We start from the raw sequence: 22,343 nt of genomic DNA, 5'->3' as shown, positions 1-22,343 counted from the left end.
CGTTAGAACAGGAAGTTGTCCGCGTCCTGCAGCTGCGCCAGGGTGATGTCCTCGACCAGGATGGTCACGTTGGAGAAGGACACCAGCACGTCATCGCCGCGGGTCTGAAACTCCAGATCATCCATGCCGTTGGCGCCGACGCCGATCTTGATGTGATCCTGCCCGGCGGTGAAATCCTGGATGGTGTCATTGCCGTAGCCGCGGTGGAAGATGAAGACATCCGCGCCGGTGCCGCCGTGCAGCTGGTCATCGCCGGCCTGGCCGCGCAGCGTGTCGCTGCCGGAGCGTCCGTACAGGGTGTCATGGCCGACGCCGCCCTCGATCAGGTCGTTGCCGGAGCCGCCCGACAGGTAGTCGTCGCCGCCGTTGGCGCGCAGGGTGTCGTTGCCGGTGCCGCCTTGCAGGGTGTCATGGCCGGTTTCGCCATAGAGCACATCATCGCCGGAACCGCCGTAAATGGTATCGTGGTTCTTGCCGCCATACAGGCTGTCGTTGCCGCCATGGCCCTCCAGCCGGTCATTGCCGCGGCCGCCGTAAAGCTGGTCATGGCCGTGTGAGGAATAGGTGTCGTCGCCTTTGAGGGTGTCGTTGTCCAATCCGCCATACAGGGAGTCGCTGCCTTGTCCGCCGACAAGGGTGTCGTTGCCGGTACCGCCGTACACCTTGTCGCTGCCGTATTCGCCCCAAACCTTGTCACTGCCGCTGCCGCCGGACAGGTGGTCGTTGTCAAAACCGCCTGCAATGAAGTCATACTGGGCGCCGCCGTGGATGTTGTCCTCGCCGGTCCAGCCCAGAAGCACGTCGGACTTATGCCCGCCGCGTATCGTGTCATTGCCTTCGCGGCCATTGATGATATCCCGGCTGGACGTTCCGCTGGGGTTTTTGGCAGTCAGCAGATCGGCGCCGTCGCCGCCCTCCTGGACCCGGAGGGTTTTGCTGCCGACCTTGACCGTTTCAACGTTGTATAAATAGTCCAGAACCTGGCCCTGGGCGTCGTAGATTCTAAAGCCGAAGGTCGAGTCAAAGCCGTAACCGAGGCCATCAGCCGGGTTGCTGATGACATAGGTGTCGTGTCCGCTGCCGCCATTGATGGTGTCCTGTCCGCTGCCGGCCTTGATTGTGTCATTACCGCCGTAGGTTCGGATGTACTCGCCGCCATTGTAAGCAGAGGTGTAGCTGTCATTGCCGCCCAGTGCGGTCTCCAGCACGCTCTCGAGATCGCCCTGTGCCAGGTCCTGATAGGTCAGGCTGAGACCGGTTATGGAGGTGAACTCGGTTCCGTCATAGCGCAGGGAAATGGACTGGATGGTGCTGCCGTCCGCAGGCACGCCTGCGCCGTTGTAGGCAAAGGTGCCTTTGAAGACGGCAGTGATACCTTCGTAGCGCACCGTGAAAGTTGAGCCAGTGGCGGAAACGACGGTGACGTTGCTGATGTCAAAATTGGAAAGATCATATTCCGGGACGGTATTGGATGCGTCCGTAACAACAATATTCGCCATTATGTGTCCTGAAACGTGGGGCTTTGCAGGCCGGGGTTGTTTTGGCGGTTGATAAATCTTTAAGCGAAAATGGTAAAGGCCGGACTGCTGTACGTTGCGTAAAGCCAGGGTGATGCAACAGAAAACGCCGCGGGTGGCCCCGCGGCGTTCTGGTGGTCCCTGTCAGACCCGGCCGTGCAGAAGGCTTGCCGGATGGCGGCTCAGCTTTCTGCTTTATGTGCCTTGGTTGCGGCCTGAACCGCGGCCGACGGTGCCGGAGCCGGGGCTGCGGCCGGAGCTGCGGCTGCCGCCGGAGCGGACTTGCGGCCGCCCGGGTTCAGCGGGTCGTCCTGGCGCTGCACGGAGCCTTCGAAGTGGGCGCCGGACTCAATGGCGATGGTCTTGTGGATGATGTCGCCCTCGACCCGCGCGGTGGAGGTCAGGCGCACCTTGAGGCCGCGCACACGGCCGACGATGCGGCCGTTGATGACCACGTCATCGGCAGTGATTTCACCCTTGATGGTGGCGGTTTCGCCGACGGTCAGCAGATGCGCGCGGATGTCGCCCTCAACCGTGCCTTCGACCTGGATGTCGCCGGTGGTCTTGACGTTGCCGGTGATGTGCAGGTCCGAGCTCAGCAGCGATGCGGCGGGCTTGGCCTTGGGCATGCTGGAGGTGTAGTCGCTGGCCGCAGGCGCAGCTGCCGGTGCTGCCGCGGGTGCCGGGGTTGCTTCGGCCTGCTTCGGCCCGGGCTCGTTGATTTTGCTCTTAGAAAACATTTCTCGCAGCCTTGATATAGATCATGGGGTTAACAGCTTGCCCGTTGACCCTGACCTCGTAGTGGAGGTGGGTCCCGGTGGACCGTCCGGTGTTACCCATATCAGCAATGTGATCCCCGCGCGAGACCCTTTGGCCCTTTGTCACGCGGATCCTGGAGTTATGGGCATATCTGGTTTCGATGCCGAAGGCGTGGCGGATGGTGACCATCTTGCCGTAGCCGGATTGCCAGCCGGCATGGGTGACCACGCCGTCGGCGGTGGCAAAGATATCGGTGCCGGTGCTGCCGGCGAAATCGGACCCTTTGTGCAGGCGTCGGCCGCCGGTTTTGGGGTCGCGGCGGTAGCCGTAGCCGGAGGTCTGGCGCACGTGGCCGAGGTTCACCGGGGTGGCAAAGGGCGCCTGCTGGGCGGCCAGCCGGTAGAGGTTAAGCTGGTCCAGCTTGGCCAGGATGGCATTGGCGCGCAGCGCTTCGGGGCTGGGTTCCTCGCCCCGGGTCGACATCGCCAGCGGCTCAAGCGGGCCGCCCTGGCCGCTGTAGCCGCGGCGCACCTGTTCGAGGATGCGGTCGGGCGGCATGCCGGCGTTGCGGAACATCTTGTCGAGCGGGGTGACGGAGACCGCAACCGCCTCTTCCAGCTGGCGGAAGATCTGGCTGTTGCGCTCATTCATCAGCTGCAGTTCCAGCTCCAGCTCGTCGCGCTGCTCCAGCGCGCCCTGGGCGTCGGCCAGGATCTGGTCGCGTTCTGTTGCAGTGTCGGACAGAACACTTGCCAGAAGGCCCATCTGCGCCTCGGCGCTGGCCATCACCGCGTGGGGGCTGGCACCGCCCTCGGTATCCTCTTTCAGCTGCGCCAGGGCTTTGCGGGCGCCGTCGCGCTGGGTCATGGTGTCGCGCAGGGTGGACTGGATCACCTCGATGCCGGTTTCCAGCTCGCGGCGGCGGGTCTCGGACGCCAGCAGTTCCGACTGCATGACGGAGATCTGCGCCAGTGCGGCGTTGAACCGCTCCTGCGCGGCCAGCGCTTCTTCGGCGCGGGCGTCGCGTTCATCGGAAATCGCATTCAGGCGGGCGCGGTAGGTCTGCTGGTCGCGCTTGGCCAGCTCGCGGAAGTTGCCGGAGCCGATACTGTCCATCAGCACGATGGCGGTGGCGACAATCGACCAGGCCACAAACAGGGTGACGCCAGCCATGGCGATCAGCTGGGTTTCAGAGCGCAGCCGGATGAACCTTGTGTCGGTATCGGACTTCAGGAACACCCGCCGCTCCGGGAAGCGGCGTTCGAGAAAACTGTGAATTCTGATCGCGAGCCGTGTGCGCAATGTGTCTTCCCTGTCTGTCTCGTCGTCCGGTGCCCTTGTGCCGTCTAGGGGCAGGTCCGGGACCTTGGCCGAAGTCAATAGACAGGGCTGCGCATTTGGGCAAGCCTGTTGACCCATTGGGGGGGCAAGGTGCTGGTCAGACGGGGAAGTCGGCGGAAATTTGCCGAGACGGCACCTGGCTGATCCCGGGGTGACGCAGGGTCAGCGCAGCGGCGGCGGTCAGACTGGCAGGTGCTGCGCGAGGAAGGCGGTGGGCAGCATGTGCGGAGCTGGCCGTCCGGCTTGCTCAGGTTTTGCAGCTACGGGCCGGGCAAGCCCCCCATAGGCCTGCGGTGCCGCTGCGCCGGGCCGGAACCGCTGCGGAAACAGCGCCGCAAGCTCCGCCCGGGTCAGGCGCCGTGTGCCGATCCAGCAAATGGGCTGGGGACCGTTGTCGAGGGTGCAGACCAGATCGCCGGGGCGCAGCGTCTCAATGGGCTTATCACCTTGGGGCGTGCGGATGGCGGTGCCCGCGGTGAAACAGACAACGCCGGTATTTTCCGTGGTGAAGGAGGACCTGTCGGCGGAGGCGCCGGAGAAGGTGAGGCTGTCGCCGGCGCCGAATTGTGTGTTGTCGCTGTAGTCAACGGTGTTGCCGAAGGTGCCGGTTGTGTTCGACTGGTTCAGAATGCCGTCATCGGCCTGGTCGGCGTACAGCTCGGACAGGTGGTCATAATGACCGGAGAGGTCGACGTAGTCATTGTTGCTGCTGTCGCCATCATCCAGCGCGCCGGTATTGCCAGTGTTGAAATCGCTGATGGTGTCATGGCCTGTGGAGGCGGCGGAAACGTCATCGCCGCTGCCGCCCGTGAGGTCATCGTCGCCGCCCAGCCCGTACATCACGTTCTGGTCGTGCGGGCCGGTCATGGTGTCATCGCCGTCCTCGGTGCCGATGGCGACGCCCAGGGTCTCGGTATAGGTGTTGGTGTCCGGGTCGGTGACCTTGACCGTGACGGTGTCGCTGAACAGGGTGTCTGCAGCGTGGTCGGCGGTCAGGGAAATATCGCCCGTGTTCGGGTCAATCACGAATTTGCCGCCGGCATCTTCGGTCAAGGAAAAGGTATGGCCCGTTGGGTTGTCCGTGTCGGTCACCTCGTCGACCGAGGCAATCACGGTGCCTGCGGCAATTGTCGGGGTGGTGGTGGTGTGGGTTTCTGTCACCTCCGACTGGGTGAGGGCGCGGTCGTAGATCTGCAGGGTATCCATCTCGCCGCCGTAATATCGGTCGGCGTTGAAGCCGCTGCGGCTGCCGAGGATCACATCGCCGGTGGGGTTGATCGGATCGCCGCCGGCGGTGCTGCTGTTTTGTTCGACCCCGTCGAGGTAGACCTTGGAGCCGGAGAAATCCACCGTCAGCGTATAGGTATGACACTGGCCGTCGCCGATGATGCCGCTGATGTCGAATTCCAAATCGGTGTTGCTGAGGGTATCGATCTCGTCCCGGATCACCGTGCGCATCATATTCGGGTCGGTGCCGTGGCCGTTTTCCGTCATGAAAACGTTGATGCTGTTGGTTCCGTTGATGTCACCGTGGCTGTAGAGGTGCTGGAACAGCGAGCCGTCGTTATCATCGGCCTTGAACTGGAAGGTGATGGTGAAGGTGTCGTTCATCTCGACATCAGGAATGGCGACGTAATCGTCCGTCTCGTCAAAGCTGAGCGCGCCGCCATCCTTGCCGGCCACGGTGCTGGCGCCATAGACGGTGCCGTTGTTGCCGCCGGCGCTGCCGCCGGCACCGCCGTCCAGGTGGAACAAGTTGGTGAGGCCCGAGTGCATGACCGTGCGGTCTTCGGTCTCGAGCATGTCGTTGGGAATGAATTCCATGTCCGTGGGGTTCATGCCGGTTCCCCCTTGGCTTTGTCAGCGCGCAGGCTGGCGCGGCAGCGCAAGCAGGATACCCTTGCAGCGGTGGAGGGTACGCATCCCAGGTGTGTTTACCCGGTATCCGGCACGACTGGTAAACCACCGTTTCAGGGGAAGAGTGTCATGGAAAGCCTTGAAAAGAGGGCTAAGAAGCGCGGAAAGGGCCTTGCAAGGCCAGGCCGCAGGTGCGGTTTGCCGGTGAACGTCCCGTCAGCCCTGGCGTTCGTCTCTCGCTTCGCTCCAGCCGCTTTCCCAGGCCTGATGGTCGGCGTTGTCAAAGGCATAGGGGTTGGCGGTCAGGGGCTGGCCGTTCAGGCCGGCGCGGAAGCCTTCGTCAAAATGCGCGCCCCGCGGGTCCATGCCGCAAGGCTGATGGGCGGTGTCGCGAAGATGGGCGGCAAATTCCGGGTAGCGGGCCAGGTCGGTCTGGTCGAGGCCCTCCGGGTGCTGTTCCAGCGCCCGGCGGCCGCGGCGGGTCAGCTGCCAGCTGCCGTCCGCTTCCTGTTCCAGAATACGGGCTGTTTGAAGGTCTGCCAGATGGCCCGCCAGCCGTTCCCGAAGCTCCTCCGGCGGCAGGCCTGGCGTCTCATTGGCCTGGCGGAACAGGGCGGCAAGGGCGGTTTCGCAGCTCTCGAGCGTCACCGGACCGGTCCCGGCCTTGTGCAGGATCAGGGCAACAAGGCTGGCTGTGCTCAGCAGTGGAAAGTCGTTTTCGAACATGGCTGCAGCCGCGGTTCCGGGCCTTTGCAGTCTACGCCTGTGCGGCCTCCGGGTAAAGGCCGGACCGGGGTGCTCAGGCGGCTGGCTCACCGGCCCGGTTTACCAGCCCGGCAGCGGTTTCACCTGGTCGGCCAGCGGCCAGTAGAAATCCGGCGGCAGGCCGGCATCGGCGCGTTTTTCCTCGTTGAAGGGCGGTTTCAGCGCGCCGCGGAAATACTTGCGCACCAGCGCATGGAATTCCTCCTTTGGGTCCAGATTGTCCCGTCCGCACAGGAAGTTGAACCATTTGGAGCCATAGGCAACGTGGCTGACTTCCTCGGCATAGATCAGTTCCAGCGCCTCTACCGCCTGGGGGAGGTTTGCCTTGCGGAACACCTCGATCATGCCGGGGGTCACATCGAGGCCGCGGGCCTCCAGCACCATCGGCACCACGGCGAGGCGGCCCATCAGATCGTCTGCCGTGTCCTCTGCAGCGCGCCACATGCCGGCGTGCGCGGGCAGGGCGCCGTAGTGGCTGCCCAAAGATTCAAGGCAGTCGCACATCAGGTTGAAATGCTTGCTTTCTTCATCCGCGGCCTGCACCCAGTCGTCGAAGAACCCCAGTGGCATCGGCACATGGGAGAAGCGGGCGATGATGTCCCAGTGCAGGTCAACGGCGTTCAGCTCGATATGGGCAACCGCGTGCAAAAGCGCGATGCGGCCCTCTTCGGAGCCCGGCTTGCGCTTGGGCACGTCGCGCGGGTTCAGGAGTGCGGGCTGATCAGGCCGTGCCGGGTGCATCGGCGGGCTGGCGGTGCCGGTGGGGATCTGCGGTGCCTCGCCCTTGCGGCTGGCAAACCACGCGGCGGCATGGCGGCGCGACAGGGCGGTCTTGGCACGCCCGTCGGCGGTGGTCAGCACCTCGGCGGCACGTTCGGCAAGCGAAAGGGGCTGATCGGTCATGCGGGTCTCCTGTTGCGGCGGGGCGGCTGGGCCATTGCGGAAGCCGGTTCACCTGATTTGGGCGGCAGAGTCCAGAGCCGAAACCGGCGCACTCCCGCGCCTGCGGGGGATCAGCAGGCTGATCATCCTGGCCGGCTTGGGCATGGCAGCGCGCGTGCCGCGCGCCGCCCCATGGGGCGGCGCCGGGCCCAACAGCCGCGGCTCGTGCCCCTCAGGGCGCGGGCAGGGCTGGCGGGAGCACTTCGCCTAAAGCGCGCGGACGGCTTCCAGCACTTCCTCGGCATGGCCATCTACTTTCACCTTGCGCCAGACCCGGGCGATGTTCCCATCGGCACCGATCAGGAAGGTGGAGCGCTCGATGCCCCAGTGTTTCTTGCCGTACATGCTTTTCTCTTTCCAGACACCGTAATCCTCGCACACGGTGCCCTCGGCATCCGACAGAAGCGGCGTGGTCAGCCCGTGTTTTGCGGTGAAATTCTCATGCTTCTTGAGGCTGTCCTTGGAAATCCCGAAAACGTGAGCGCCGGCATCGGCGAATGCCTGCAAAGCCTCTGAAAAGGCGATGGATTCTTTGGTGCAGCCGGGGGTATTATCGCGGGGGTAGAAGAACAGCACCACGGGCGCGCCCTGAAGGCTGGACAAAGTGACCTCTCCGCCGCCGCCGCGGGGCAGGGTAAAGGAAGGGGCGGGATCTGAAACGTCGAGCATTGGCCTGTCTCCTGTCATTTGCGCAACTCACTGCGCGGCGACCATAACCGATGAACAGCGAAGGGAAAGCTGAGATCAAACCCGACGGCGAGAATATCCGCGCCGCCGCAGAGGCGGTGCCCGTGCCCGGCCCCGAGCCGGAAGCGGATGCGGCCGCCGCAGCGGCGCCGCGGCGGCGCCGCCGCTGGCGGCTGCTGCGCGGGCTGGTCTGGGTGCTGGCGCTGCTGTCGTTTCTGGGCGCAGGCGCGGTCTATTTCGGGATCGGCACCCGGCTGGATGCGCCGGACTGGGTGCGCACCCGGGTGGAGGCGCGGATCGAGCAGCATCTGAACGGGCTGCAAGTCGAATTCGGCGCCATCCATGTGGTGGTGAACAAGGGCTGGCGGCCGCGGGTGAGCCTGCAGGACGTGGTGCTGCGGCACCCGGACGGAAGTGTCTTTGCCCAGCTGGCCGATGCCCAGGCAAGCCTGGCGATGCGGCCCCTGCTGCAGGGCCGGATCCAGCCCAAGCGGATCGCCCTGAGCGGGCTGTTTGCGGCGCTCAGGCGTAATGAGGATGGCAGCCTGGCGCTGAGTTTTGCCAGCGGCGCGGCACCATCGCGGCGGGCTGCAACCCTGGTGGAGCTGATCGAGCAATGGGACAGTCAGCTGCAGAAGCCGGTGCTGGCGGCGCTGACCGAAGTGGAAACCAGCGAGCTGACCCTCTCCTATACCGACGACCGGCTGGGCCGCGGCTGGACGCTGGACGGCGGCCGGATCGGGCTGCAGCGGCAGGGCAGTTCGGTGTCGCTGTCGGCGGCGTTCTCTGTCCTCAGCGGCCGCGGCGAGGTGGGCACGGTAGAGGCCAGCTATGCGTCCGAGATTGGCAGCCCCGAAGCGGAATTCGGGGTGCTTGTGTCGGAGATCGCCAGTGAGGATATCGCGGTGCAAAGCCCGGCCTTGGGCTGGCTGGGGGTGCTGCGGGCACCGATTTCCGGATCGCTGCGCGGTGGTGTGGCGGCGGATGGCGTGGTGCAGCCGGTGCAGGCCAGCCTGCGCATCGGCGAGGGTGTGATCCAGCCGGCCGCGCAGACCCGCCCGGTGCCGATCACCGGCGCGCGCAGTTACTTCACCTATGATCCCGCGCGCCAGCGGCTGGCGTTCTCGGAGTTGAGCGTGGAAAGCGGCTGGGGTTCAGGCGTGATGCAGGGGCAGGCGAGTCTGGCCGGAGTGCAGAACGGCCAGCTGGCCGGGCTGGTGGGCCAGCTGCGGTTCTCCGACCTGGAGCTGAACCCGCGCCGGCTGTTCGAGACACCGGTGAAATTCCCGGCGGTGGACGCGGATTTCGATCTGCGGCTGAAACCGTTCCGGCTGCGGCTGGGCGAGATGCTGGTGCGGGACGGCGACAGCCGCATCCATTTCGACGGCACTGTCGGGGCAGGCAGCGACGGCTGGGACTACGATCTGAACGGCAGCGTCGATCAGGTGCGCGCCGCGCGGGTCAAGGAATTGTGGCCCTCAGTTCTGGCCCCGAAGCCGCGGGAGTGGGTGCACGAAAACCTGCGGGCCGGTCTGGTGCGCGATGTCGGCTTCCACATGCGCGGGCGCGGCAGCGGCAAGCCGTTTGTCAGCCTGGACCTGGCGTTTGAGGGCGCCGAAGTGCTGTTTCAGAAATTCATGCCGCCGGTGGTTGGCGGCTCTGGCCAGCTGAGCCTTTACGGCAACCGGTTTGTGGTCACTTCCTCTGGCGGGACCGTCACGGCGGATCAGGGCGGCGAAGTGGAGGTGGCGGGCACGTCCTTCATCATCCCGGATGTCTCGGCCAAGGATGGAACGCCGGGGATTGCCCGGATCAAGGCGAAGGGCTCTGCCACTGCCGCGCTGTCGCTGCTGAACCGGGAACCCTTGCGGGTGATGGATAAGGCCAGCCTGCCGGTGGACCTGGCGGAAGGGCTGGTGGAGGCCGAAGGCACCCTGTCGCTGCCCTTGCAGAAAGAGGTGCCGGTGGAACAGATCCTCTATCACTACCGCGGCACGGTGCGGGCGGTGGAAAGCGCAAAGCTGGTGCCGGGCCATGTGGCGGCGGCACCGCTGCTGCAGGTTGAGGGCGATCAGGGGCAGGTTCGGATCAGCGGTAATGGCAGCCTGTCCGGCGTGCCGCTGAGTGCCAGCTGGCAGCAGAAGATCGGCAAGGATGCACCGCCGGACAGCCGGGTCGCCGGGGTGATCGAACTGTCCCCGGCTGCGGTTGAGGCTTTCAACATCGGCCTGCCGCGCGGTGCGGTATCCGGCAAGGCGCAGGGGCGCTATGCAGTGGACCTGAAGCCGGGCGTGCCACCGCGGCTGCAGCTGGACTCGGACCTTAGCGGAGTGGGGCTGCGCATACCGGAAATCAGCTGGCGCAAGGGCGCGGCAGCAAAAGGCAAGCTGTCGCTCACTGCAACGCTGGCCGAGCCAGCCAGGGTGGACCGTCTGGAGCTGCAAGCGCCCGGACTGTCTGCCACGGGCCGGGTCACGACGCGCAAGAGCGGCGGGCTGGATCAGGCGGTGTTCTCCTCCGCGCAGGCCGGCAATTGGTTCCGCGGCGCCGTGACCTTCACCGGCCGTGGCGCGGCGGCGCCCGCGATCGAGGTGACCGGCGGGCGGCTGGACCTGAACCGGTCGCCATTCTCCGACAGCGCAAGCGGCAGCAGCGGCAGCAGCGGCGGCGATGTGCCGATCACCCTGCGGCTGCAGAACCTGCAGGTGACTGACAGCATCGGGCTGCAGAATTTCCAGGGGCGGTTTTCCACCCGCGGCGGCATGAACGGGGAGTTCACCGCACGGCTGAACGGGCAGACGCCGGTGGCGGGCACCGTGGTGCCGCAGAACGGGGGAACCGCCTCGCGCATCCGCTCAAATGATGCGGGCGGGGTGTTCCGGTCCGCCGGCGTGTTCGAACATGGCCGCGGCGGCAGTTTCGACATGACGCTGGTGCCCGCCGCCGGTGCGCCGGGTGAATATGACGGCAAGGTCAACGTCCGCAACATCCGGGTGCGGAACGCGCCGTCGATGGCGGCGATCCTGAACGCGATCAGCCTGGTCGGGCTGCTGGATGAGATGACGGGGCAGGGCATCCTGTTCACCAGCATGGACGGGCGGTTCCGGCTGGGGGATTCGCATCTGATCCTGCACCAGAGCAGCGCGGTGGGCCCGTCGATGGGGCTGTCGCTGGACGGAAACTACAACCTGAACAGCAGCCGCTTGAACATGCGGGGGGTTATTTCTCCGGTCTACCTGCTGAACGCGATCGGGCGAGTATTGTCGCCGCGTGACGGTGAGGGTCTGTTCGGCTTTACCTTTACCTTGCGCGGCACTGCCGATGATCCGTCGGTTGCTGTCAACCCGCTGGCCGGTCTGGCGCCGGGGTTCCTGCGGGAGATTTTCCGCGGGCCGGCCCCCAAGGTTCCAGGCGACAACCGGGCGTTCAGTGCCGACGGCGAGGTGCTGGAAGACGGCGAGGAACTGGTTCGCGAACCGCGGGGCAGTGACAAGTAGTCCTTGAAGGAAACCCTGCGCGGGGCGAAAATCGCCATGGAACTTCCCCGCTGCACATCATATAGCGCGCGCCATGAAACTCAGCGATTTCGACTTTGACCTGCCCGACGATCTGATTGCCACCCGGCCTGCCAATCCGCGCAGCTCGGCCCGCTTGCTGGTGGCCGAGGGCGGTGCACTGCACGACGGGAAGGTGACCGATCTGGTCGGCTGGCTGCAGCCCGGTGACCGGCTGGTGCTGAACGACACCAAGGTGATCCCTGCGCGTCTGAGCGGGCTGCGCCACCGCGACAGTGCGCAAGGGCCGGTGGCGGCGAAGATCGAGGCGACCCTGCTGGAGCCGCGCGCCGATGGAAGCTGGGCGGCGCTGCTGAAACCGCTGAAGAAGATCAAGGCAGGGGAAGAGATCATCTTCTCCGATGCGCTGAGCGCGACGCTGGACACCGTCGAGGACGGTCAGGGGCATCTGCGCTTTAACCTGAGCGGCACCGATTTCGACGCCGCCCTGGCCGAGGCCGGCGCGATGCCGCTGCCGCCCTATATCGCCGCCAAGCGCGCGGCGGATGAACAGGACAAGACGGATTACCAGACCGTCTGGGCCAGGAATTCAGGCGCGGTGGCGGCGCCGACGGCCTCTTTGCATTTCGACGCGCCGCTGCTGGCGGCGCTGAAGGAGCAGGGCGTGGAGATTTCCTATGTCACCCTGCATGTGGGGGCGGGCACCTTTCTGCCGGTGAAGGTGGAAGACGTGACCACCCACCGGATGCACGCGGAATGGGGCAAGGTCAGCGAGCAAGCGGCAACGGAAATCGCGGCTACCAAGGCCGCGGGCGGACGGGTGATCCCGGTCGGCACCACGGCGCTGCGGCTGATCGAGAGTGCTGCCAAGGACGGCCGGATCCATGCCTGGGAAGGTGACACTGACATCTTCATCTACCCCGGGTTTGAATTCCAGGTGGCGGATGCGCTGATGACCAACTTCCACCTGCCGAAATCGACGCTCCTGATGCTGGTTTCGGCGCTGATGGGGCAGGAGGAAATCCGCAAGATCTATGCCCACGCCGTTGAGAACCGCTACCGGTTCTTCTCCTACGGCGACGCGTCGCTTTTGATCCCGGCTTAGGCGAATACATCTCAGAAAAGCGGCAGGAAATCCTAGATAAGCGCCGCAACTGTGGAACCCCGCACGCGCGCATAGGGTTCATCAAACTGAAATCGGAATCGGCGATACCGGCCCGGCGGGCTTGATCGCCCGGACATAACAAACAAAGGTGTTGGCAGCCCGTCCCGTTGTGGAGGGCTGCTTTGCTTTCGAAGGAGGCATTAAAATGCTGCAGGTGCTGTCGAGCGCATGGGCGCTGCTTTTGGGGGTTTGCTTGCTGATGGTGGGCAACGGCCTGCAGGGCACCATGCTGGGTGTGCGCGGCGAGCTTGAGGGTTTTTCGACCTTCCAGATGTCGATCGTGATGGCGGCCTATTTTGTGGGCTTCCTGGGCGGCTCGCGGCTGGCGCCGGAGATGATCCGCCGCGTCGGCCATGTGCGGGTGTTTGCGGCACTGGCCTCGTTTATCTCTGCGGTGATGATCCTCTATCCGCTGCTGCCCAACACAGTTGCCTGGGCGCTGGGGCGGATGATCATCGGCTTCTGCTTCTCGGGCGTGTATGTGACCGCGGAAAGCTGGCTGAACAATGCTGCCGACAACACCAACCGCGGCAAGGCGCTGTCGCTCTATATGATCGTGCAGACCATCGGCATTATCGCCGCCCAGATGATGATCCAGATCGGCGACCCGGCCGGCTATGAGGCGTTCATCATCGCGTCGATCCTTGTTTCGGTCTCCTTTGGGCCGATCCTCTTGTCGATCTCGCCGACGCCGGCCTTTGACACCACCAAGCCGATGACCCTGCGCAAGCTGTTTGAAACCTCGCCCTTGGGCTGTGTCGGCATGTTCCTTTTGGGCGGCGTGTTCTCGGCCCAGTTCGGCATGAGCGCGGTTTACGGCTCAGCCGCCGGGCTGACGCTGTGGCAGCTGTCGGTCTTTGTCTCCACCTTCTATGTAGGGGCGATGCTGCTGCAGTACCCGCTGGGCTGGCTGTCGGACCGCATGGACCGCCGTTTCCTGATCCTGGGTGCGGCCCTCGCGGGCGGCGTCGGTGCTGTCCTGGGCTTCCTGTTCGGGATGGAGTTCAAGATGCTGCTGGTGGCGGCCTTCTTCATCGGCGGCCTTTCCAACCCGCTCTATTCGCTGCTGATCGCCTATACCAACGACTACCTGGAACATGACGACATGGCGGCGGCTTCCGGCGGGCTGATTTTCATCAACGGGCTGGGCGCCATTGCCGGGCCGCTGATCACCGGCTGGCTGATGGAGGATGCGGTGTTTGGTCCGGCGGGCTTCTTTACCTTCATCGGTGCGCTGATGTTTGCGATGGCCGCCTATGCCGCCTACCGCGCGACGCAGCGTGCGGCGGTGCCTGTCGATGAAACCGGCAGCTTTGCCGCGATGTCGCCGACGGCTACGCCTGTGGCTGTGGAATTTGCCCAGGAATACGCCATCGAGTCGGAGCTGGAGGAGCAGGAAACTGCCCAAGAAACAGTCTGATTGCGCTAACCAGCCGGAATTGTGAGGATTATTTCACACAGAGGGCTTGTCTGACGTAATTTGTGACCCAAGGTTACTTGTAAAGGTAATGTAAAATGGCCTGAGATAGGGTCAGGAAAAACTTGGAGTTACGACCGATGACTGGTCCCGAAGAGATACTTTCATTCTGGCTCGACAAAGTCGGGGAGAAGGGATGGTATCTGCAGGATGACGCGCTGGATCAGGAGATCCGCGAAAAGTTCCAAAGCACCTGGGAGGCGGCCTGCGAAGGCCGGTTCTCCTTCTGGCTCACCTACCCGAGCGGCACGCTGGCCTACATCATCCTGATGGACCAGTTCCCGCGCAACATGTTCCGCGGTGATGCCCGGGCCTTTGCCTCGGACCGGGCGGCGCTGTCTGCGGCGAAGATCGCGATCAACAAGAACTGGGACCTCAAGATCAATGAACCGGCCCGGCAGTTCTTTTACCTGCCGCTGATGCATTCGGAAAACCTGTGCGACCAGGAGCGCTGCATCCGGCTGATGATGGAGCGGATGCCGGAGACCGGCGGCGGCAACCTGCTGCACGCCCGTGCGCATCGCGAAGTGATCCGGCAGTTCGGCCGCTTCCCCTACCGCAACGAGGCGCTGCACCGCGCCAGCACCACGCCGGAACGGGCCTATGTTCAGGCCGGCGGCTATGGTGAGACCGTGCGGCAGATGCAAGCGGCTGGCTGACGCCGGTTTTGCTGGAAGAATTCAACGCCGCGTCCTGAAAAAGGGCGCGGCGTTTTTCTGTTGCCGCTCCCTTGCGCGCAGCACGGCACTGCGGCAGGGAGGTGCTCCCGCATTTCAGAAAAATCTTTGAAAGACAGAGCATGACTGAATCCTCCTTTCCCATGACCGGAAGCTGCCGCTGCGGCGCCACAGGAATTGAAGTGTTAGCACCGCCGGCCCTGACAGCCGCCTGCCACTGCAGGGGCTGCCAGAAGATGAGTTCCAGCGCCTTTTCCCTGACCGCGATGTTCCCGGCTGAGGCGTTCCGGGTGACGCAGGGCGCCCCTGTGGTTGGAGGTGCCAAGGGGGAGGAATTGAGCCATTTCTGCTGCCCGGAGTGCCAGACTTGGATGTTCACCCGCATTACCGGCGTGGAGGGGTTTGTGAACGTGCGTCCGACGATGTTCGAGGACAGCAGCTGGTTCCGGCCGTTTATCGAAACCTGGACAGCGGCCAAACATCCGTTTGTGCAGGTCACAACTGAGCACAGCTTTGCGCATTTCCCCACGATGGAAGAGTTCGGCGGGCTGCTGGCAGCCTACGCCGCAAAAGGCTGAGCCGGGGTCAGCTTTACCCTGAACCGCAGGCGCTGCCGTCCTTCAACAGGGGCGCGGCGCGGATGATCCGGCCGGCAAGTTCTGCGGCTCCGGCACGGGCGGCCTCTGCCACGACCTGCTGCGGCAGCGTGCGCATCTCCGCGAGGCTGTCTTGCACCTTAGCCACGCGCGCCTCCAGCTGGGTGAGCCGGGCGCTGGACACGGAGCCGTCCTGCATAGAACTGCGGAGAGCGGCAACGTCTGACTGCAGCCCGGTTATGGCGGTGCGCAGCGGTGCGGCCTGATCAGCAATGGCGGCAGCATTGGCGGTGACGCCTTCGGCTGCGGCCATCAGTTTCCAACCCAGGAACAGGCACAGTGCCAGCAGGATCAGGGTGGCGTTCACAAGCGCCTTGGCGAGGTCGAAAAGGGTTTTTGTCATATGCATGCGGTCCAGGGTTGTGGATTGCCGAAAGCTTCCGGCCTATGCTGACCCGGAGCTGCCCCTGCTGCCAAGCGGAAACCTGCCGGAAAATGCATGGCCGCTATGCCGCAGCAGAGGATGATTGCAGTGCAGCAAAAACTAGTTTAACGGTAAACTAGTTTTTGGAACCTGTTCGAGGGCGAGGGAGCAACATGGCCGCACAATCTTATGACGTGATCGTAATCGGCGCCGGGCCGGGGGGCTATGTTGCCGCCATCCGTGCGGCGCAGCTGGGCCTTAAGACCTGCGTGGTCGAACGCGAGCATCTGGGCGGCATTTGCCTGAACTGGGGCTGCATCCCGACCAAGGCGCTGCTGCGCTCGTCGGAAGTGTTCCACCTGATGGAGCGCGCCAAGGATTTCGGCCTGAAGGCGGAGAACATCGGCTATGACCTCGATGCGGTGGTCAAACGCTCGCGCGGGGTGGCGAAACAGCTCTCCTCCGGCATCGGCCATCTGATGAAGAAGAACAAGATCGACGTGGTGATGGGCGAGGCGTCGATTCCGGCCAAAGGCAAGGTTTCGGTCAAGACCGACAAAGGCACGCAGGATCTGACCGCGAAGAACATCGTGCTGGCCACCGGCGCCCGCGCCCGCGAACTGCCGGGGCTGGAAGCGGACGGCGATCTGGTCTGGACCTACAAGCACGCGCTGCAGCCGGTCCGCATGCCGAAGAAGCTGCTGGTGATCGGTTCTGGCGCCATTGGCATCGAATTTGCCAGCTTCTACAACACGCTGGGCGCCGAAACCACGGTGGTTGAGGTGATGGACCGGGTGCTGCCGGTGGAAGACGCCGAGATTTCGGCCTTTGCCAAGAAGGCCTTTGTCAAACAGGGCATGAAGATCATGGAGAAAGCCATGGTCAAGCAGCTGGACCGCGGCAAGGGTAAGGTGACCGCCCATATCGAGGTCGGCGGCAAGGTGGAGAAACAGGAGTTCGACACTGTAATCTCTGCCGTTGGCATCGTCGGCAATGTCGAGGGCCTGGGCCTGGAAGAGCTGGGCGTCAAGGTCGACCGGACCCATGTGATCACGGACGAATTCTGCCGCACCGGCGTCGACGGCCTGTATGCCATCGGCGACATCGCCGGCGCGCCCTGGCTGGCGCATAAGGCGTCGCACGAGGGCGTCATGGTGGCGGAGCTGATTGCGGGCAAGCACGCACACCCGGTAAAGCCTGAAAGCATTGCCGGATGCACCTACTGCCAGCCGCAGGTCGCCTCCGTCGGCTATACCGAGGCGAAGGCCAAGGAACTGGGCTACGACATCAAGGTCGGCCGCTTCCCCTTCATCGGCAACGGCAAGGCGATTGCCCTGGGAGAGGCCGAAGGCATGGTCAAGACCATCTTTGACGCCAAGACCGGCGAACTGCTGGGTGCCCATATGGTCGGCGCCGAGGTGACCGAGATGATCCAGGGCTATGTGGTGGGCCGCCAGCTGGAGACCACCGAGGAAGACCTGATGAACACCGTCTTCCCGCACCCGACGCTGTCCGAGATGATGCATGAGAGCGTGCTCGATGCCTACGACCGGGTGATCCATATGTAAGCTGCCTACGGCAGTGGACGTTATGAAAGGCGGTCTGTAACAGGCCGCCTTTTTTTCTGGAGCCGCGCATCGCCGCCGCATGGGGGCGCGCCGGCGATGCGCGGCGGCCTTGCGGCCTGGTTCCGCGCTGGGGGGGGGCGCTGCGTCGGTTTGTCTGTGCGCTATGGCCTCCCGGACCGGGCCGGGGTAACCAGAGGCAAATTAAGAACAAAGGGGCAGCGGACATGAGCACAACCGGGAAAACCCGCTGGGGCGCGATCCTTGCGGTCTGGGCTGCGGGCCTTGGCGCTGCCGCGCAATACGGCAAGGTTTCCGTTGTTTTTGACCAGCTTGGCGCGCTGTATCCGGAGGCTGGCGCGGGCCTGAGCCTGAGCGTGTCGATGACCGGCGTGCTGGGCATTCTGATGGGCGCGGTGGCCGGGCTGTTTGTCTCTGCCTTCGGCTACCGGCGAACGCTGGTTTGGGCGCTGTGGACCGGCGCGGTGATGTCGGCGCTGCAGGTGCTGCATCTGCCCTATGGGCTGTTTCTGGTGACCCGCGCGGTGGAAGGCCTGTCGCATCTGGGTATCGTGGTTGCCGGTCCGACGCTAATGGCGCTGCTGGCTGATGACCGCCAGCGGGGCGCGGCGCTGACGGTGTGGAGCACGTTTTTCGGCGTTGCCTTTGCGCTCTTGAACTGGCTGGGGCTGCCGCTGGTCGCCTCCCATGGCCTGCTGGCGCTGTTTGCCGCCCATGCCGCGCTGATGGCGGCGCTGGCGGTATTGCTCCATTGGGCAATGCGCGATCTGCCAGTGCCGCCGCGCCAGGTGATGCCGCAGCTGGCCGACCTGCCTGCGCTGCACGTGAAGATCTACCGTTCCCCCTTCAAGCTGGCGCCAGCGGCGGGCTGGCTGTTTTATACCACCTGTTTCGTGGCGCTGCTGACGGTGCTGCCGCCGCATCTGCCAACGGAACAGCGGGCCTTTGTGATGGGGGCGTTTCCGCTGATATCCATCGCGTCGTCTATGGTGATCGGGGTGGCCCTGTTGCGGGTGATGCCGGCGGTGCAGCTGATCCAGCTGGGCTTTGGCCTTTGTGCGGCGGGCGGGCTGTGGCTATGGGCCATGCCGGGGGACTGGCTGGCGTGTTTTGCACTGGCTGCGGCCTTTGGCCTGGTGCAGAGCGGCAGCTTTGCCTGTGTTCCGCAGCTGAACACCACGGCTGCGGATCAGGCTGAGGCAAACGGCGCAATGTCGCAGGCGGGCAATGCCGGCAATGTGATCGGCACACCGCTGCTGCTGGCGTCGCTGGGGGTGGCGGGTTACGGCGGCATGATGCTGGTGGTCTGCGCCCTGTTCCTGGCGGGCATTCTGGTGCACCAGCTGCTGGCCGCGCGGCGGCGCGCCTGGGCCTAGACGCGCCGGAGTCCGGGCCGGAAAACCTGTGGCTTCCGCCTGCTGCCAGCTGCTGTCAGCAAGTTTCAACCTGTTCGCTCTATGTTCTCTTTTAGGGCTTGGCGTTTTCCACAGCATTCCCTATCTGTAGGGCGGGCGTCCGCCAGGGGTTCGGCGGCGCGGGTACGGGGGCATTATGGCTGAGCTGAAATCCATCGAAGTGCGCGGCGCGCGCGAGCACAATCTGAAGAGCATCGACGTGGATATTCCGCGCGATGAGCTGGTGGTGATTACCGGTCTTTCGGGTTCAGGCAAGTCCTCTCTGGCGTTTGACACCATCTATGCCGAGGGCCAGCGCCGCTATGTCGAGAGCCTGTCGGCCTACGCGCGCCAGTTCCTCGACATGATGGAAAAGCCGGACGTGGATCACATCAGCGGTCTGTCCCCTGCGATCTCCATCGAGCAGAAGACAACGTCGAAGAACCCGCGCTCCACCGTGGGCACGGTGACGGAGATCTATGACTATCTGCGTCTTTTGTTTGCCCGCGCAGGCACGCCCTACAGCCCGGCCACCGGCAAGCCGATTGAGGCGCAGCAGGTGCAGGACATGGTCGACCGGATCATGGAGATGGAGGAGGGCACCCGCGGCTACCTGCTGGCGCCGATCGTCCGCGACCGCAAGGGCGAGTACAAGAAGGAATTCCTGGAGCTGCGCAAGCAGGGCTTCCAGCGGTTGAAGGTGGACGGCGAGTTTTACGAGCTCGACGAGCCGCCCACTCTGGACAAGAAGTTCCGTCATGACATCGACGTGGTGGTCGACCGTCTGGTGGTGCGCGAAGGCATGGAGACGCGGCTGGCGGACAGCTTGCGTACTGCGCTGGATCTGGCCGACGGCATCGCCATTCTGGAGACCGCGCCCAAGGAGGGCGAGCCGGAGCGGATCACCTTCAGCGAAAACTTTGCCTGCCCGGTCAGCGGCTTCACCATCCCGGAGATCGAACCGCGGCTGTTTTCCTTCAACGCGCCGTTCGGGGCCTGCCCGGAATGTGACGGGCTGGGGGTTGAGCTGTTCTTTGACGAGCGGCTGGTGGTGCCGGACCAGAGCCTGAAAGTCTATGACGGCGCTTTGGCACCCTGGCGCAAGGGTAAGTCGCCCTATTTCCTGCAGACCATCGAGGCCATCGCACGGCACTACGAGTTCGACAAGAACACCGTCTGGAAGGACTTGCCGGAGAAGGTGCAGAAAGTGTTCCTGTACGGGTCCGGCGACGAGGAGATCATGTTCCGCTATGACGAGGGCGGGCGGGTCTACCAGGTGGAGCGCACCTTCGAGGGCGTCATTCCGAACATGGAGCGGCGTTACCGCGAGACCGATTCCAACTGGATCCGCGAGGAGTTCGAGCGCTACCAGAACAACCGCCACTGCCATCACTGCGAGGGTTACCGGCTGCGGGAAGAGGCGCTGGCGGTGAAGATCGCGGGCGTGCATGTGGGGCAGGTGGTGCAGCTGTCGATCCGCGAGGCGCTGGCCTGGATCGAGGATGTGCCGAACCATCTGACCCAGCAGAAGCAGGAGATCGCCCGCGCCATCGTCAAGGAGATCCGCGAGCGGCTTGGTTTCCTGAATAACGTGGGTCTGGAGTATCTGACCCTGAGCCGCAATTCCGGCACCCTGTCTGGCGGCGAGAGCCAGCGGATCCGGCTGGCGAGCCAGATCGGGTCCGGCCTGACCGGGGTTCTCTATGTGCTGGATGAGCCCTCGATTGGCTTGCACCAGCGCGACAATGACCGGCTGATCGGCACGCTGAAGAATCTGCGCGACCAGGGCAACACGGTGATCGTGGTTGAGCATGACGAGGACATGATCCGCCAGGCGGACTATGTGTTCGACATCGGCCCCGGCGCCGGGGTGCACGGCGGCGAGGTGGTGAGCCACGGCACGCCGCAGATGATTGCGTCTGACACCAACTCGATCACCGGCCAGTATCTGGCGGGCACGCGGGAGATCGCGGTGCCCACGAAGCGGCGCAAGGGCAACAAGAAGAAGATCAAGGTAGTCAAGGCCACCGGCAACAACCTGAAAGAGGTGACGGCAGAGTTTCCGCTGGGCAAGTTCGTCTGCGTGACCGGCGTGTCGGGCGGCGGCAAGTCGACGCTGACCATTGAGACGCTGTTCAAGACCGCCTCGATGCGGCTGAATGGTGCACGCCAGACACCGGCGCCCTGCGAGAGCATCAAGGGGCTGGAGCATCTGGACAAGGTGATCGATATCGATCAGCGCCCGATCGGCCGCACGCCGCGGTCGAACCCGGCCACATACACCGGCGCCTTCACCCCGATCCGGGACTGGTTTGCCGGCCTGCCGGAGGCCAAGGCGCGCGGCTACAAGCCCGGGCGGTTCTCCTTCAACGTCAAGGGCGGGCGCTGCGAGGCGTGCCAGGGCGACGGCGTCATCAAGATCGAGATGCATTTCCTGCCCGACGTCTATGTCACCTGCGAAACCTGCAAGGGCGCGCGCTATAACCGGGAAACGCTGGAGATCAAGTTCAAGGGTAAGAGCATTGCCGATGTGCTTGATATGACGGTTGAAGACGCGCAGGGCTTCTTCCAGGCGGTGCCCGCGATCCGCGACAAGATGGATGCGCTGATGCGGGTGGGCCTGGGCTATATCAAGGTAGGCCAGCAGGCGACGACGCTGTCGGGCGGCGAGGCGCAGCGGGTGAAGCTGTCCAAGGAGCTGTCGAAACGCTCCACCGGGCGGACGCTGTATATCCTGGACGAACCGACCACCGGCCTGCATTTCGAGGATGTGAAGAAACTTCTGGAAGTGCTGCACGAACTGGTGGAGCAGGGCAATTCGGTAGTGGTGATCGAACACAATCTGGACGTGGTCAAGACTGCCGATTGGATCATCGACATCGGCCCCGAGGGCGGCGACGGCGGCGGCGAGATTGTTGCGGCCGGCACGCCGGAGGCAGTTGCCGATGAGCCGCGCAGCCACACCGGGCGCTATCTGAAGGACATTCTGGCGGCGCGGAAGGTCGCTGCGGAATAAGAGAGAGCGGCGCTGGCCTGCTGACGCGGGAAAGAGGGGTGCTGCCCCTCTTGGCCGATGGCCAATTCACCCCGGAGTATTTCTGCAAAGGTGAACAGGGGGCGGTGGCGCCCCCTTTCTTATGCCGCTTGCACGGCAGTTGGGCGGGCCAGCAGCAGCGGAACCAGGAACAGGGCCAGGAAGGCGGTGTTCATCACCACGTTGAACCAGGCGCCTGCGGCGAGGGAGCCGAGGCTGTCGGGAATATACCAGGCCAGCAGTGCCGGGATCAGCAGGCGGCGGCCAAGGGCGGGGTCGGTGCTGTAGACAAGTTCAGTCAGCAGATAGATCAGTACGCAGAAGCCGCACATCAGCCCGCCGCTGATGGCGGTCATCAGCGACGCCGCGCCGGGGGTGAGCATCTGGGCACCGTCCACCGGCAGGAAGGCTAGGTCGATGAACAGGCCAAGCGCTGCGCCCAGCGGGGTGGCCAGCGCCAGCACCATGGCGAGGCCGAAGGCGGCGGAGAGGATCGAGACGGTCTTTAGCATGCGGATCGAGGCAGTGTGGGTCATTGGAAGCTCCTGAAGATTTCTGAGGGCAGGGTGCAGCGGAACACAGAGGCGAAACAATTACCTGGGAGGTA

General features: G+C 64.3%; 17 protein-coding genes. 8 read left to right on the top strand and 9 right to left on the bottom strand.

Going from position 1 to position 22,343, the window contains the following annotated elements; genetic code table 11:
• Nucleotides 1–2: 2 nt before the first annotated feature.
• The 7 genes from RA21_RS03350 to RA21_RS03315 all read right to left on the bottom strand — a co-directional run bounded on the left by RA21_RS03350 (nt 3) and on the right by RA21_RS03315 (nt 7,850).
• Nucleotides 3–1,499 (bottom strand): calcium-binding protein, encoded by a 1,497-nt coding sequence (locus RA21_RS03350; RefSeq protein ID WP_039146148.1) that lies wholly within the window; start codon nt 1,497–1,499, stop codon nt 3–5.
• Nucleotides 1,500–1,699: 200 nt separating this feature from the next.
• On the bottom strand, nt 1,700–2,257 hold the full coding sequence (locus tag RA21_RS03345; protein WP_039146145.1) for a bactofilin family protein: 558 nt from the start codon (nt 2,255–2,257) through the stop codon (nt 1,700–1,702).
• Nucleotides 2,247–3,578, bottom strand: coding sequence for a M23 family metallopeptidase (locus tag RA21_RS03340; protein ID WP_039146528.1), 1,332 nt, complete (start codon nt 3,576–3,578; stop codon nt 2,247–2,249). The genes RA21_RS03345 and RA21_RS03340 overlap by 11 nt, the downstream gene beginning before the upstream one ends.
• Before the next feature lie 219 nt (nt 3,579–3,797).
• Nucleotides 3,798–5,456 carry a LamG-like jellyroll fold domain-containing protein gene (locus RA21_RS23105; RefSeq protein WP_039146142.1) on the bottom strand — a complete coding sequence of 553 codons (1,659 nt, stop codon included), beginning with the start codon at nt 5,454–5,456 and terminating at the stop codon, nt 3,798–3,800.
• A 234-nt stretch (nt 5,457–5,690) separates the two neighbouring features.
• On the bottom strand, nt 5,691–6,200 hold the full coding sequence (locus RA21_RS03330) for a ribosome modulation factor (protein ID WP_019296891.1): 510 nt from the start codon (nt 6,198–6,200) through the stop codon (nt 5,691–5,693).
• Nucleotides 6,201–6,299: 99 nt separating this feature from the next.
• The gene (locus RA21_RS03325; protein WP_039146139.1) at nt 6,300–7,142 is read right to left on the bottom strand and encodes a ferritin-like domain-containing protein; all 843 of its coding nucleotides are present in this window, start codon (nt 7,140–7,142) and stop codon (nt 6,300–6,302) included.
• Nucleotides 7,143–7,388: 246 nt separating this feature from the next.
• Entirely contained in the window at nt 7,389–7,850 is a 462-nt protein-coding gene (locus RA21_RS03315) for a peroxiredoxin (protein ID WP_039146133.1), read from the bottom strand.
• 50 nt (nt 7,851–7,900) lie between these two features.
• Between RA21_RS03315 and RA21_RS03310 the strand changes: the two genes are divergently transcribed.
• The 5 genes from RA21_RS03310 (at nt 7,901) to RA21_RS03290 (ending at nt 15,280) form a co-directional block, all read left to right on the top strand.
• On the top strand, nt 7,901–11,365 hold the full coding sequence (locus RA21_RS03310) for a YhdP family protein (protein ID WP_039146130.1): 3,465 nt from the start codon (nt 7,901–7,903) through the stop codon (nt 11,363–11,365).
• Nucleotides 11,366–11,438: 73 nt separating this feature from the next.
• Nucleotides 11,439–12,488 (top strand): tRNA preQ1(34) S-adenosylmethionine ribosyltransferase-isomerase QueA, encoded by a 1,050-nt coding sequence (queA, locus tag RA21_RS03305; protein WP_039146125.1) that lies wholly within the window; start codon nt 11,439–11,441, stop codon nt 12,486–12,488.
• A gap of 205 nt (nt 12,489–12,693) precedes the next feature.
• Nucleotides 12,694–13,968: an MFS transporter gene (locus tag RA21_RS03300; protein ID WP_019296897.1), complete on the top strand. Its 1,275-nt coding sequence runs from the start codon at nt 12,694–12,696 to the stop codon at nt 13,966–13,968.
• Nucleotides 13,969–14,105: 137 nt separating this feature from the next.
• Nucleotides 14,106–14,684, top strand: coding sequence for a DUF924 family protein (locus RA21_RS03295; protein WP_039146122.1), 579 nt, complete (start codon nt 14,106–14,108; stop codon nt 14,682–14,684).
• A gap of 140 nt (nt 14,685–14,824) precedes the next feature.
• On the top strand, nt 14,825–15,280 hold the full coding sequence (locus RA21_RS03290; protein WP_039146120.1) for a GFA family protein: 456 nt from the start codon (nt 14,825–14,827) through the stop codon (nt 15,278–15,280).
• Nucleotides 15,281–15,293: 13 nt separating this feature from the next.
• On the opposite strand, the gene RA21_RS03285 is transcribed toward RA21_RS03290, so the two are convergent.
• On the bottom strand, nt 15,294–15,701 hold the full coding sequence (locus RA21_RS03285) for a hypothetical protein (RefSeq protein ID WP_039146525.1): 408 nt from the start codon (nt 15,699–15,701) through the stop codon (nt 15,294–15,296).
• 194 nt (nt 15,702–15,895) lie between these two features.
• Between RA21_RS03285 and lpdA the strand changes: the two genes are divergently transcribed.
• The 3 genes from lpdA (at nt 15,896) to uvrA (ending at nt 21,718) form a co-directional block, all read left to right on the top strand.
• Nucleotides 15,896–17,290, top strand: a complete 1,395-nt coding sequence (gene lpdA / locus RA21_RS03280; RefSeq protein ID WP_039146117.1) for a dihydrolipoyl dehydrogenase — start codon at nt 15,896–15,898, stop codon at nt 17,288–17,290.
• Nucleotides 17,291–17,514: 224 nt separating this feature from the next.
• Nucleotides 17,515–18,684, top strand: coding sequence for an MFS transporter (locus tag RA21_RS03275; RefSeq protein ID WP_039146114.1), 1,170 nt, complete (start codon nt 17,515–17,517; stop codon nt 18,682–18,684).
• Nucleotides 18,685–18,859: 175 nt separating this feature from the next.
• The gene (uvrA, locus tag RA21_RS03270) at nt 18,860–21,718 is read left to right on the top strand and encodes an excinuclease ABC subunit UvrA (protein ID WP_039146111.1); all 2,859 of its coding nucleotides are present in this window, start codon (nt 18,860–18,862) and stop codon (nt 21,716–21,718) included.
• A 119-nt stretch (nt 21,719–21,837) separates the two neighbouring features.
• Here uvrA and RA21_RS03265 read toward each other — a convergent pair whose 3' ends face one another.
• Nucleotides 21,838–22,272 (bottom strand): hypothetical protein, encoded by a 435-nt coding sequence (locus RA21_RS03265; RefSeq protein ID WP_039146109.1) that lies wholly within the window; start codon nt 22,270–22,272, stop codon nt 21,838–21,840.
• Nucleotides 22,273–22,343: the final 71 nt, after the last annotated feature.

The organism is Leisingera sp. ANG-DT, from assembly GCF_000813785.1.
In the GTDB taxonomy this organism is placed as follows: Bacteria; Pseudomonadota; Alphaproteobacteria; order Rhodobacterales; family Rhodobacteraceae; genus Leisingera.
Note: the sequence above shows the minus strand (reverse complement) of the source record. Positions and strands in the feature narration are given on the sequence as shown.

Excerpts from the sequence above, each read along its gene's own strand:
- uvrA (WP_039146111.1), top strand. The coding sequence starts at position 18,860 with ATGGCTGAGCTGAAATCCATCGAAGTGCGCGGCGCGCGCGAGCACAAT.
- RA21_RS03300 (WP_019296897.1), top strand. The coding sequence starts at position 12,694 with ATGCTGCAGGTGCTGTCGAGCGCATGGGCGCTGCTTTTGGGGGTTTGC.
- RA21_RS03275 (WP_039146114.1), top strand. The coding sequence starts at position 17,515 with ATGAGCACAACCGGGAAAACCCGCTGGGGCGCGATCCTTGCGGTCTGG.
- RA21_RS23105 (WP_039146142.1), bottom strand. The coding sequence starts at position 5,456 with ATGAACCCCACGGACATGGAATTCATTCCCAACGACATGCTCGAGACC.
- lpdA (WP_039146117.1), top strand. The coding sequence starts at position 15,896 with ATGGCCGCACAATCTTATGACGTGATCGTAATCGGCGCCGGGCCGGGG.
- queA (WP_039146125.1), top strand. The coding sequence starts at position 11,439 with ATGAAACTCAGCGATTTCGACTTTGACCTGCCCGACGATCTGATTGCC.
- RA21_RS03285 (WP_039146525.1), bottom strand. The coding sequence starts at position 15,701 with ATGACAAAAACCCTTTTCGACCTCGCCAAGGCGCTTGTGAACGCCACC.
- RA21_RS03350 (WP_039146148.1), bottom strand. The coding sequence starts at position 1,499 with ATGGCGAATATTGTTGTTACGGACGCATCCAATACCGTCCCGGAATAT.
- RA21_RS03290 (WP_039146120.1), top strand. The coding sequence starts at position 14,825 with ATGACTGAATCCTCCTTTCCCATGACCGGAAGCTGCCGCTGCGGCGCC.
- RA21_RS03345 (WP_039146145.1), bottom strand. The coding sequence starts at position 2,257 with ATGTTTTCTAAGAGCAAAATCAACGAGCCCGGGCCGAAGCAGGCCGAA.
- RA21_RS03295 (WP_039146122.1), top strand. The coding sequence starts at position 14,106 with ATGACTGGTCCCGAAGAGATACTTTCATTCTGGCTCGACAAAGTCGGG.
- RA21_RS03265 (WP_039146109.1), bottom strand. The coding sequence starts at position 22,272 with ATGACCCACACTGCCTCGATCCGCATGCTAAAGACCGTCTCGATCCTC.
- RA21_RS03315 (WP_039146133.1), bottom strand. The coding sequence starts at position 7,850 with ATGCTCGACGTTTCAGATCCCGCCCCTTCCTTTACCCTGCCCCGCGGC.
- RA21_RS03330 (WP_019296891.1), bottom strand. The coding sequence starts at position 6,200 with ATGTTCGAAAACGACTTTCCACTGCTGAGCACAGCCAGCCTTGTTGCC.
- RA21_RS03310 (WP_039146130.1), top strand. The coding sequence starts at position 7,901 with ATGAACAGCGAAGGGAAAGCTGAGATCAAACCCGACGGCGAGAATATC.
- RA21_RS03325 (WP_039146139.1), bottom strand. The coding sequence starts at position 7,142 with ATGACCGATCAGCCCCTTTCGCTTGCCGAACGTGCCGCCGAGGTGCTG.